Origin of the sequence: Chryseobacterium sp. BLS98 (genome assembly GCF_001045445.1) — a bacterium.
In the GTDB taxonomy this organism is placed as follows: domain Bacteria; phylum Bacteroidota; class Bacteroidia; order Flavobacteriales; family Weeksellaceae; genus Chryseobacterium.
In genome coordinates, this window is sequence record NZ_LFNF01000001.1 from 175,445 (window position 1) to 188,201 (window position 12,757).

The window sequence follows — 12,757 nt, forward strand, 5'->3', positions numbered from 1 at the left end:
TTTAAATATAGAGATAAAGCAAAAAAAAGCTCTTGAAAATTCAAGAGCCTGATTTGTAAATTTATTTTTAGTAATTTTCCTCTTCCCCCTTCATCTTTTCTGCATTTTCTGCCATGATGACTGCGTCTATCATTTCAGAAATGTCTCCGTTCATATAAGCGTCCAGATTGTACATAGATTTGTTGATTCTGTGGTCTGTAACTCTTCCCTGAGGATAGTTGTAGGTCTTGATCTTGGCAGAACGGTCTCCTGTAGAAACCATGGTCTTTCTCTGCGCTGCAATATCTCCCTGAACCTCCTGAAGCTTAATATCGTATAATTTTGCACGAAGCATTTCCATGGCCAGTTCACGGTTAGCCAGCTGAGAACGGGCCTGCTGACATACCACCACTAAACCTGAAGGTTTGTGGGTCAGCTGTACTTTAGTTTCTACCTTGTTAACGTTTTGTCCTCCGGCACCTCCTGAACGGGACGTCTGCATTTCGATATCTGCAGGATTGATCTCCACATCCACTTCTTCAGCTTCCGGAAGCACAGCTATTGTAATGGCAGAAGTGTGAACTCTTCCCTGAGATTCTGTTTCAGGAACACGTTGTACCCTGTGAACCCCGGATTCGAATTTCATAATTCCGTAAACACCTTCACCTTCTACCTTCATAATCAGCTCTTTGTAGCCTTTTGCCGCTTCATTGGAATCTGTCACTTCATGTTTCCATCCTTTTGTCTTGAAATACATGCTGTACATTCTGTAGATGTCTTCCACAAAAATAGCCGCTTCATCACCTCCTGTTCCGGCACGTAATTCCACAATGATGTTTTTGTCGTCTGCAGGATCTTTAGGAATCAGTAAAACTTTCAATTCTTCTTCCAACCCCGGAATTTTAGCCTGGGCTTCCAGTTTTTCCTCTTTGGCAAGATCTACCAGGTCTCTGTCCGAACCGTCTGCAATAATTTCATCAGATTCTTCAATGGCATCCAGAGCACCTTTGTACTGATCGTAAACTTTCACAATCTTACCCAAATCACTGTATTCTTTATTCAGAGAAGAATATTTTTTTTGATCTGAAATAACATCAGGCTGTATAATAAGGTCGGCAACCTCATTATATCTTTGTTTAATAGCTTCTAGTTTTGGAATTAATGATTTAGACATTCTGCAATTTTTGAGAGTGCAAAGATAAGAATTTATTAATTCAAATTAAAATTCCTTTGATCTCTAATTTTCTGATCATTAAGACCTATAAGGCTAAGAATGGCAAGAAATAAACTATTCTGCAGGCTTTTTAAAAAATTTCCTGTCGATAACATACAAAATCAGTCCAAAAACCACGATTCCAAGTCCTATAATGCTTTCTTTAGGATTATGGATAAGGGTAAAATAAAGGATATAAATGCTGAAAAGCAGGAAAACAGCAGGGAAAATGTAGAATATATTGGATTTGAATATTTTCCGCTGACTCTTTTTAAGAAAGAAAACAGTAGAAATGGATAAGCTGGCAAACAGCTGGAGAATAAAGGCAGTATACACAAAAATTTCCTTAAAGCTTCCCGTTAAAATGATTACTGAAGCAATCATTGCATGAGCAAAAATGGCTCTTACCGGAATTCCTTTCTTGTTGTTCACGGCAAGCGGCCTCCATAAATGATTTTCTTTCGCAAAAGCCTGTGTAAGTCTTGAGCCTACCCACAGATAGCCACTGATAGTGGCAATAAGCTGTAAAGCAATGAAAATGTTGACAATCTTTCCAAAGCCTACTCCAAGCATATTTCGCGCTGCTTCTCCCATCACGTCTTCTTTACCTGCCAGCTGATTTACAGGAGCATGTTTCAACATAATAAAATTGACCAAAAGATAGCTCACTGTCACGAAAACAGTTCCTACAATCAAAGCTTTGGGAAGATTTTTCTGAACATCCTTTATTTCCCCCGCAATATAAGAGGCAGAATTCCATCCGGTATAGGAATAGGTAACAAAAACCAATGAGGTGGCAAATGCAGGAAGCATAATTTCATCCTGCCAGCTGCTGCTGAATTCCAGGCTGTTCCCGGCATCAGATCCTGACAGCCCCACGCCCAGAATGATAAGCACAATAATAAATGCAATCTTGATGAATGTAAAAAAATTATGAAACCTGCTTGATGTTTTAAGGCTGAATGACAATGCTGCCGCCACAATGAAAATGACAGCAGTGGCAAAGCCGTTTCCAAAGGTATAATTAAAGGCTGAAAGGTATTTTGACATCGCAAGCGCAGCCAAAGCTACCGGTGCAGAAAATCCTATAATCAGGGAAATCCAGCTAACCAGATATCCAAATATGGGATGGTAGGTTTCCTTCAGATAAATATAATCGCCTCCGTTCCCTTTAAAATAGGAACCCAGCTCGGCATAGCAAAATGCCCCGAACAGCGCAAGAATCCCGCCGATGATCCAAAGCAGGAAAATGCTGTAGGTATTGGTAATATCAGACAGCTGAAAGCCTAAAGTAGTGAATATCCCTGTCCCGATCATGTTGGAGACAACGATAGCGGCAGCCGTTTTCCAGCCTATCTGGTGCGTAGTACTCATTTAGCAGTTAAAAATTAAAATTAAGCCTTCCGAAGAAATAATTCCCCAGCGTTCCCATCTGAACCGGGGCATATTTAAATACTCCATAATAGGAATTTTCATAGATCTGACGGTCCGGAAAAACATCAAAGGCATTATTCGCTCCTATCGTCAGATTAATATTTTTAGTTATATCATAGCCTACACTCACATCTGTAACCACTTTAGGAGAGAATTTCTGGACTTTTCCAAATGGATACCCATCACGTATAACCTGACCAAAATACGTATTTCTAACCATTAAATTGAATTTTCCGATGGCATAATTCAGACCAAGCGAGGCTTTTGTCTTGGGCGAAAGGGTTTCAATGATATTCACCTGATCCGGTCCGAAAAATTCATCTTGTGAAGGGACCAGGTTTTCCGGGAAATGAAAATCTGTAATCTTGGTTTCCGTATAATTTCCTGCCAGGCTGATATTTAAATTTCCACCACCCAGTTTCCAATCGTAGGTAACAACGACATCCACACCTTTGGTTTCCGTATCGATAGCATTGGCAAAAAATCTTCCGCTTTCCACATTGTACTGAGCGAGTCTTGGATCTTCAATATTACTGGTGATCACAATTCTGTCTTTTACCCTGATCCAATAGCCATCTACTGTAATAAACAATCTGTTGGCTGGCTTCAGGGTAAATCCTGCACTTGCGTTGACTGAAGTTTCCTGTTTTAGCTGATCAAATCCCAGAGCTCTGGCCGCATCACTGTCGTTCCGGAAAATTCCTTTGGTAACGATTCCGGATCCGGAAGTGGAGATATCGGCATAGGAATTATTAAAATACTGCTGTTGAAGGGACGGAGCCCTGAAACCGGTTCCCACAGCGGCCCGTATTGCATAATCTTTTATAAATTCATACCTCACCGCCAGTTTCCCGTTCAGGGTATTTCCGAAATCTGAATAATTTTCAAATCTTCCTGCAAGGTCTATATTTAATTTTTTAGCTAAATCATAAGAAACGTCTGCATAAACTGCTGCAGAATGTCTTGATTTTTTCAGTGCATTATCCGGAGAAAAACCGATAAACGATTGTGAGCCACCATTCCCTTCTACTGTAGATCCGGGAGTTGCCGGATTTCCATTGATATCATACCGGGTGTAAGAAGCTTCATCCCCCGGCTTGATCTGATACTCCTCAAAACGAAATTCTCCTCCAAAGGCTACATTAAACTGATTAATATTCTTAGAAACATCTAGGTTAATCGTATTTTGAAGGAAGCTATGCGCGCCGGCATAAAAGCTTGTAGGGGATTTTGCTCCCAATGAAGCATTGTTGGTATGGTCTACATTATAATTGAAAGTATTGCTTCCAAAAGTATTGCTTAAATCGATCAGCCAGTTATTTACATTATATTTCGCTCCCAAGGCATAAGAAAAATCATACACCTGCGATCCCAGAACAGGCTGAAAACCATTGGGATAAATATCAGCAACCACATTATCTGTCTCTCCCGGCAACCTCCTGAAACCGAAGCCCTTTCCTTCCTTAATGCTAAAACCTCCGAAAGAATACAGCTTAAAGTTTTCACTGAAAGGGTATTCAGAATTAAAAAACAATTGCGCCTGCCTGATCTGTGCGTCTCCGATCTGGAAATTAAAATCATCCCGCGTAAGCCCTCTTTCTCTTATAATCCTGTCATCTTCCGCTCTCGCGGCCTCCGGATTATCTGCAAATTCATACGCAAAATTACTTCCGAAGATATCAAGATCGTGGTTTTGAGTTCTGGTGGTTTTTCCTCTGTGGCTTAACTGTAGTGAGAGATTCACATAGCTGTCTTTTTTTCCCAGAGAAGATCCGTAGTTGATTCCGGCCTGATAGGTTTCCCCGTCATTTCTTCCGCTGATCCCGTAAGACGCTGTTGCTGTTGCTCCAATATCTTTTTTAAGGATAATATTTACAACTCCTGCAATGGCATCGGAACCATATTGTGCAGCTGCACCGTCCCTCAGGACTTCAATCCTGTCAATAGCAATTACCGGAATAGTACTGAGGTCTGTCCCGACAGATCCATTTCCTACTGTATTCTGATAATTAACCAGTGAGGTAGTATGTCTTCTTTTTCCATTGATAAGCACCAATACCTGATCAGGGCCCATTCCTCTTAAAGTCACCGGGTCAATATGCTCCGTCCCGTCGGAGGCTGACTGTCTTACGGAATTGAATGAAGGAATGACATAATTCAGCAGATCCTGAACCGTCGTCTGCGGAGCGGATTTCTGCAGTTTTTCTATATTGATAACATCTACGGGAACCGGTGTTTCCAGTTTGGTTCTTTTGGCATTCCGGTTTCCCACAATAATTACATCTTCGATCTGGGTTCCTTTTTCCTGCTCCTGGGCATTAACCAAAACAACTCCCAAAAGGATAACAGACAGGCTTAGTTTTTTCATCTTTGTCCTTGTAAATTAATCATAAATATTTTCCACGGACCTTATCCGCAGCTATAAAAGACTTCAAGAAATGGAATTACTGTCAGAATATTGACTTTCTCATCTTCCCCATATCGGGTTGGAATTAGCACCTTTACACTTTTTAGAGCCGTGCAGGTTGCTAAGGTTTCATAGGGCCAAATCCCTCCACCTTTCTTGATAAATCTACTGCAAAAGTAGACTAATATTTTTAATTTTCAAAAAACAGGTTATATTTTCTATGCTGTCAATAAAAAAGAGGGACAATATATCATTGTCCCTCTTTATTTTATTTGATGATCATCTTCTGAATGGCTATGCCTGTTTCAGACTGGAGATGAACCAGGTAGGTTCCCGGAGGATAATTGGCTTTCAGCTCATAGGTTCCGCTTTCGGCATTTAATTTAAATGAATGCATTTTTTTACCGCTCATATCAAAGATGGAGATTTCCCCGTTTCTGGCTTTATGATAAATGAGTTTTGCCAAACCGTTCTTTACAGGATTGTCTGCAATCTGAAGGGATAGTTTATTGGCTGCATTCACATCGGATGTTGACAGAGCTCCTGCATAGTTTCCAAAAATACGGAACTCTCCTGGCTGCAAGGTAATAGGAGCCGTAGTAGAGGCGATATTCGAAACAGAATTATCCATCAAATTCTGCCACTGTCCTGTATAAGGGAAATAAGGGACTACATTCTGTGCAGAAGTGGTATAGTTGGCCAAAACCACAATATTCTTCACTCCCGCGATTGTATTGTCATATACATAAATCCTTGTAATTAAGCCTTCAGGGTCATTGGCTAGGTTATTAGATTCTACACTGTATGTTTTTGATTTGAAAACAGGATAGGTATTTCTGATATTGATAATTTTAGCCCAGGTATCATACACTGACTTTCTGTTCGCATTGGTATCATATCCTAAAGTAAAGGCAACAGGCTTTTCATCAGTTCTGCATCCGCTGCTGATTGTACCGTCTGCACATCGGTTGATACTGAATTCATAGCCAAGCTCTCCAAACTGCCAGATCATTTTCGGGCCGGGAATCGTAAAGAATGTGGCTCCGAACGTTTTCATTCTTTCAAGGGCTGTATTCAGGTTGGTAACATTGTAAGCTCCGTTAGAAGCACCATATGCAAGGTTTTTAAACATTAATCTTTCTTCATCATGGCTTTCTCCATAACCCACCGCCGACATGTTCGTGAAGCCATGAAGGGTGTGATTCATTCTGTCGTAGTTGCTGTTTTCCTTATAACCCATAGTGTTTTGGTTGTAAGGATCAGTCTGCTTGTTCCAAAGCATTACTCCTTTTCCTTCGGCGATTCTATAATTTGCCCACTGTTGTTCTTCTGCATCCGTTCCCAAATGCTCGAAAATCATGTAGGAGTTCGGGTCTATTGCCCACTGCTTGTCAGCATAATTCTTCATAATATCTACCCTGTCCTGCTGGTAAGCATTGGTACAGGCTTCATCATTTTCAGAACAGCTTTGGGTAAACCCTTTGGTAAGATCCCAACGGAATCCGTCGATATGATATTCCGTCAGCCACTGCTGAAGACTTCTTTCAACATAGTACTGTGTAGCCGGACTGGTATGGTTAAAGTCATTAAATACATTATAAGAATGCTTTGGAACTTGGTTAAAATAAGGGTTGTTGGCTGCAATATCACCATAACCGTCACCATCCGGATCAATATTCCAGAGTCTGGCTAACGGTGAACGTCCTGTTGCATGGTTGAAAGCAATATCTAAAATAACCGCTATTCCGTTCTGATGGCACAGATCAACAAATTCTTTGAATTTCTCAGGAGTCCCGTAAGCTTTATCCAGCGCATAGTGGAAAGAAGTATTGTACCCCCACGAAAGATTGCCTTCGAATTCCATAATAGGAAGAAGCTCGATCGCATTGATATTTAAGTTTTTTAAATAGGAAATTTTATTGATCAGCGACTGCCAGTTTTTTTCCTGTGTAAAGTCTCTCAGCAATACTTCATACACCATCAGATCTGCCTTGGCCGGTCTTTGGAAATTGGTTACCTGCCAGTTGTAAGGAGTCTGACCTGTTTTAAACATCGATACTTCAAAATTCTGTCCGGCCGGGAATGGAGGCAAATTCGGATAGGTAGTGCCTGAAATCCACTGGTCATCATAGGAAGAGAGAATCTGAGGTGAGAACGGATCTGCTACAATTTTCATATCGTTTGTTCTGTACTGGAAGGTATACAACTGTTGTGGAGTCAACCCGGTCAGTTCAATCCAGTAAAGATCAGGGTTCGTGGTATCTCTTTTCATCAGATAAGTATCATTCACCGTCCAGTTATTAAAACTTCCGATGACATGTACAAAGTTTTTATAAGGAGCATACAAAGCAAGACCTACTTTGGTAGGATCCGTAGGACTGTAGTTAATTCCCTGTCTTATCCATCCCGGGATGGTTTCTGAAACCACATTTCTCGGAACCTGCAGCATGAATGTGGCATTCTTAGTATTTGAATTGGCTGTTGCAATCAGTTCCATATTAGCATCCTGAGTTACCGTATAGCTAAAACTGTAAGACTGCGAAGGTACAGAGGTAGAATTTACAACTGTTCCGTTTGCCTTTAGCTGAAATGTTGCGGCAACATTCGTCGTTGCAGTAATATTAATTGAATTTCCGGCCGGAACAGTAGTTAAGCTGTTGGCTGCCGGATTCGTCAGGCTTAAATTTAAAACCCCAACATTCACAAAAGTGTCCGAAGTCTGGTGAGACCCGGTTTTATCCTTCAATAAAAACCCGAATCTGCCGATTCCTGTTCTTCCATAAAAAGCAGTTGGAGTAAAGGTCATGGAATACGTATCGGTTCCTGAATTGTAGGTAAGTTTATTCAGTTCATTGGAATTATTCCAGCTGCCATTGGTAGGGCAGTCCTGACTGTTCTGATAGTTGGTATCCAAAGACCATGACCAGATATAAACGGCATTGTTTGAAACACCCCAGGCTGTTTCATCAATCTGGTCTCCCGGCACCGTTAAAGTAATAACATCTGTTTCATTAAATGGATTCGGAGCAATCGTATAATTGATTTGCCCAAAAACAAACGCTGTAATAAACAGGTAAATAAGGGAATAAAATTTTCTCATTTTTTATTTTTTTTATCGAATATAGGATTTATTTTTATTTAAGTCCTCCATTTTTTTTATTCACAGAAAAAAGACCCATGCATTTTTCACGGGTCTTTGCAAGAAGTATAACTGTAATGAATTATTTTTTAAAATAAATTAATCAGGATATTTCACAACAAAATACTTTTAAAAAGCCCTTGCTGGTCCTGAAAAACTGAGAATGGTAATAAAAAAAACCGCCTAAAAAATTAGGAGGTTTATATATGTTGTTTTGCTTTGATATTACTTTTTCAGAATTCAGGTGAAAAAGCAATGACAATCAATTAATGATGATGTCCGTGATCGTGGATGAAAGGTCCGTTTCCTTTAGGATTGCTGAAGATTACTTCTACACCTTCCTGTTCGTTTAGTTGTTTTCTTCTGATATCTTCAGGGTCGAAAGGCTTTACTTTTCCGAAATATTCTTTCAGACCTTCAGTTAACCACATTGGGATTACCAGACCGAAGAACATAAAGATACACCAGAACCCTACTAGGAACATTGTTACAAAGAATATAGTCCATAGGAACTGGTAGAACGGCCAAAATGCTGATAAAATCGTTATCATTCTCTTAAAGATTTTAGGCAAAAATAGGACTTTTTTGTTTTGTACACAAAAGATAGAAGCCCTATTTTATAATTTATTTTGATTTTAAACTAATTAATGGGCGAGATTGGCAAAAAAATCATTGCCTTTATCGTCCGTAATGATAAATGCAGGGAAATCTTTCACTTCGATCTTTCTTACTGCCTCCATCCCCAGTTCCGGGAAGTCTACCACATCTACAGACACAATATTGTCTTTGGCAAGAATAGCAGCCGGACCACCAATAGAACCAAGGTAGAATCCTCCGTACTTGGCACATGCATTGGTAACGTCTTTACTTCTGTTTCCTTTGGCCAGCATGATCATACTTCCTCCATGGCTCTGGAATTCATCAACGTATACATCCATTCTTCCGGCAGTGGTTGGTCCGAAACTTCCTGAAGCCATTCCTTCCGGTGTTTTTGCAGGTCCTGCGTAATAAATCGGGTGATTCTTGAAATATTCAGGCATTGGTTTACCGCTGTCGATGATCTCTTTGATTTTTGCGTGGGCAATATCTCTGGCAACGATAAGGGTTCCGTTTAGTTTCAGTCTTGTTTTGATAGGATATTTTGATAATTCAGCCAATATTTCAGGCATCGGCTTATTCAAGTCTATTTCAACAGCCTCTTCCAAATGTGGCGGAGTTGCCGGTAAAAATCTTTTCGGATCCTGTTCAAGCTGTTCAAGGAAAATACCGTCTTTTGTAATTTTCCCTTTGATATTTCGGTCTGCGGAACATGAAACCCCCATTCCAACAGGACAGGAAGCAGCGTGACGAGGCAGTCTGATTACTCTTACGTCATGAGTAAGGTATTTTCCTCCAAACTGAGCCCCGATGGCACTTTCCTGGCAGATTTTCTGAACTTTCGCTTCCCATTCAAGGTCTCTGAAAGCTTGTCCGGCTTCGTTCCCTTCTGTAGGAAGATGATCGTAATATTTTGCAGATGCTTTTTTCACAGCAGCCAGGTTAGCTTCAGCAGAAGTTCCACCAATAACAAGAGCCAAATGGTATGGCGGACATGCCGCTGTACCCAGATCTGAAATTCTTTCTTTAACGAATTCTTCAAGAGATTTTTCGTTCAGTAATGATTTGGTCTTTTGATAAAGGAATGTTTTATTGGCTGAACCTCCTCCTTTCGTTAAAAATAAAAACTCATAATAATCTCCTTTTTTAGCATAGATATCAATCTGTGCGGGAAGGTTTGACCCTGAATTTTTCTCATCAAACATGGTTAAAGGAACCACCTGGGAATATCTGAGGTTTCTTTTTTGGTAGGTATTGTAAATTCCTTTACTTAAGTATTCACCGTCATCAACCCCGGTATACACATTTTCTCCTTTTTTCCCCATTACAATAGCTGTACCTGTATCCTGACATGAAGGAAGTGCCCCTTCTACGGCAACGGCAGCATTTTGCAACAGGTTATAGGCAACGAATCTGTCGTTATCAGTAGCTTCCGGATCGTCGATGATTCTTCTCAGACTTTCAAGGTGTGAAGAGCGGAGCATAAAAGAAACATCTGCCATTGCTTCTTCAGCCAGAAGCTCAAGACCTTTCGGATCAACCGTCAAAATCTCTCTTTCTCCTAATTTTTCAACCTTTACGTAATCTGATGTCAATTTTTTATACACCGTATCATCTTTCTGGATCGGATACGGATCCTGATATCTAAAATCCATTCAATTTTTGTTTGTGCAAAAATACGGCATCCTCAAAAAAGCATGAGTAAAATCAGTCATCTGTATTGATATTTATAATGATTATAAATTGCGTGATTCTGCGTTTATGATTAACTTTATAAAAATTTCAATCACAATGAATTACAGAATCGAAAAGGATACTATGGGAGAGGTTCAGGTGCCCGCAGATAAGTTTTGGGGAGCACAGACTGAACGTTCAAGAAATAATTTTAAGATCGGGCCGGAAAGTTCTATGCCCCACGAAATCATTGAAGCTTTTGCCTATTTAAAGAAAGCAGCAGCCTATACCAATACTGATCTTGGAGTTCTTTCTGCAGAGAAAAGGGATATGATTGCCAAAGTATGTGACGAAATCCTGGAAGGGAAACTGAATGATCAGTTCCCGCTGGTAATTTGGCAGACGGGTTCAGGAACACAATCCAATATGAACGTTAATGAAGTGGTTTCCAACAGGGCTCATGTTAACAATGGAGGAACTCTAGGCGACAAATCTGAAATTCATCCGAATGATGACGTAAATAAATCTCAGTCTTCCAATGACACCTACCCTACTGCCATGCATATTGCCGCCTATAAAAAAGTAGTAGAGGTAACGATTCCGGCAGTTGAAAAATTAAAAAACACCCTTGCTGAAAAGGCCGAGGCTTTCAAAGATATTGTCAAAATCGGGAGAACCCACCTTATGGATGCTACTCCGCTTACCCTCGGGCAGGAATTTTCAGGCTACAAAGCTCAGCTTGAATTTGGGTTAAAAGCTTTAAAAAATACACTTCCCCACCTTTCCGAGCTTGCTTTGGGAGGAACGGCTGTAGGAACAGGATTGAACACCCCGAAAGGTTACGATGTAAAGGTGGCGGAATATATTGCGAAATTCACCGGTCATCCGTTTATTACTGCTGAAAATAAGTTTGAAGCATTGGCCGCACACGATGCCATTGTAGAATCTCACGGAGCTTTAAAGCAACTGGCTGTTTCCTTGTTTAAAATAGCTCAGGACATCCGTTTACTGGCTTCGGGTCCACGGTCGGGAATCGGGGAAATTCATATTCCTGAAAACGAACCGGGATCTTCTATTATGCCTGGAAAAGTGAATCCTACCCAAAATGAAGCCATGACAATGGTTTGCGCCCAGGTTCTCGGAAACGACACCACGATTTCTTTTGCAGGAACACAGGGGAATTACGAACTGAATGTTTTCAAACCTGTAATGGCCTACAATTTCCTTCAGTCTGCCCAATTGATCGCTGATGCATGTATCTCCTTCAATGACCATTGTGCAGAAGGGATTGAGCCGAATCACGAGAGAATTAAAGAACTGGTAGATAAATCATTAATGCTTGTTACCGCACTGAACACCCATATCGGTTATGAAAATGCAGCAAAAATTGCAAAAACAGCCCACAAAAACGGTACTACTTTAAAAGAAGAAGCTGTAAACCTTGGTCTTTTAACAGCAGAACAGTTTGACGAATGGGTGAAGCCTGAGGATATGGTAGGAAGCCTGAAATAAATTTTAGAATTATAGATTAAATAGTAGAAAAAGCCTCAGGATTTCTGAGGCTTTTATATGTTTATTGCCTTTGAAATAGTTAAATTGCTGAAGGTGAAGCAACCTGATCTGCAAAATACTGCTCCAGATCACGCAATGTTTCCGGATTGGTTTTGATATCTTTCACAAGCTGTCCTTTATTCACCACAACAATTCTGTTGCAGACTTCGGTAGTATGGGAAAGATCATGGCTTGAGATCAGGAAAGTAACGCCTTCCTGCTTTGAAAGTTCTTTAATCAGGTTTTTCAGTTTGATCTGGGTAGAAGGGTCCAAATTCGCAAAAGGTTCGTCCAGGATAATAATCTCCGGATTTCCGATAACGGCACCCACAATTCCTACTTTTTTCTGGTTTCCTTTGGACAGATCACGGACGTATTTTCCTGAATTCAGGATCTCTCCGTTAAAAAAATCATGAAAAGGTTTCAGAAACTCATCGATGGAGGCTTTATTCTGCCCTCTCAGTTCGCCGATGAAATAAAAATATTCCTCCGGAGTAAGATAACCGATCAGGAAAGTATCGTCTACAAAAGCAGACACTTTATTTTTCCAGGCTTCGGATTCATTGACCTTGATATCTTCAATGCTTACAAAACCGGTGGTCGGCTGTATAAGATCGAGCATAAGACTGAAAAGAGTAGTTTTTCCTGCCCCGTTATTTCCTACAAGCCCGAATGTTTCACCGTTAGGAATTTCAAGATGATCAATATTAAGAACTGTTGCAGTTCCGTATGTTTTGGATAAGTTATTGATAGTAATCATAGT

General features: G+C 40.3%; 8 protein-coding genes and 1 riboswitch. Of the genes, 1 reads left to right on the plus strand and 7 read right to left on the minus strand.

The annotated features are described in order from the left end of the window. Positions 1-67: 67 nt before the first annotated feature. From prfA to ACM40_RS00790, 6 genes are all read right to left on the minus strand, one after another. A complete protein-coding gene (prfA, locus tag ACM40_RS00765; RefSeq protein WP_048500969.1) occupies positions 68-1,153 on the minus strand; it encodes a peptide chain release factor 1 in 1,086 nt (361 codons plus the stop codon). Positions 1,154-1,267: 114 nt separating this feature from the next. After that, a complete protein-coding gene (locus ACM40_RS00770) occupies positions 1,268-2,566 on the minus strand; it encodes an APC family permease (protein ID WP_048500970.1) in 1,299 nt (432 codons plus the stop codon). 7 nt (positions 2,567-2,573) lie between these two features. Continuing rightward, positions 2,574-4,994 (minus strand): TonB-dependent receptor plug domain-containing protein, encoded by a 2,421-nt coding sequence (locus ACM40_RS00775; protein WP_048500971.1) that lies wholly within the window; start codon positions 4,992-4,994, stop codon positions 2,574-2,576. A gap of 96 nt (positions 4,995-5,090) precedes the next feature. Further along, positions 5,091-5,199, minus strand: a riboswitch (SAM riboswitch). Between the two features lie 102 nt (positions 5,200-5,301). After that, a complete protein-coding gene (locus tag ACM40_RS00780; protein ID WP_048500972.1) occupies positions 5,302-8,133 on the minus strand; it encodes an alpha-amylase family glycosyl hydrolase in 2,832 nt (943 codons plus the stop codon). A gap of 305 nt (positions 8,134-8,438) precedes the next feature. Then, entirely contained in the window at positions 8,439-8,723 is a 285-nt protein-coding gene (locus tag ACM40_RS00785) for a hypothetical protein (protein WP_185097177.1), read from the minus strand. Positions 8,724-8,816: 93 nt separating this feature from the next. Then, complete coding sequence (locus ACM40_RS00790) at positions 8,817-10,424, minus strand: fumarate hydratase (RefSeq protein ID WP_048500973.1); 1,608 nt, start codon at positions 10,422-10,424, stop codon at positions 8,817-8,819. 136 nt (positions 10,425-10,560) lie between these two features. Here ACM40_RS00790 and fumC point away from each other — a divergent pair, with 136 nt between their 5' ends. After that, complete coding sequence (fumC, locus tag ACM40_RS00795; protein WP_048500974.1) at positions 10,561-11,955, plus strand: class II fumarate hydratase; 1,395 nt, start codon at positions 10,561-10,563, stop codon at positions 11,953-11,955. Between the two features lie 79 nt (positions 11,956-12,034). On the opposite strand, the gene ACM40_RS00800 is transcribed toward fumC, so the two are convergent. Next, the gene (locus tag ACM40_RS00800; protein ID WP_048500975.1) at positions 12,035-12,754 is read right to left on the minus strand and encodes an ABC transporter ATP-binding protein; all 720 of its coding nucleotides are present in this window, start codon (positions 12,752-12,754) and stop codon (positions 12,035-12,037) included. Between the last annotated feature and the right edge of the window lie 3 nt (positions 12,755-12,757).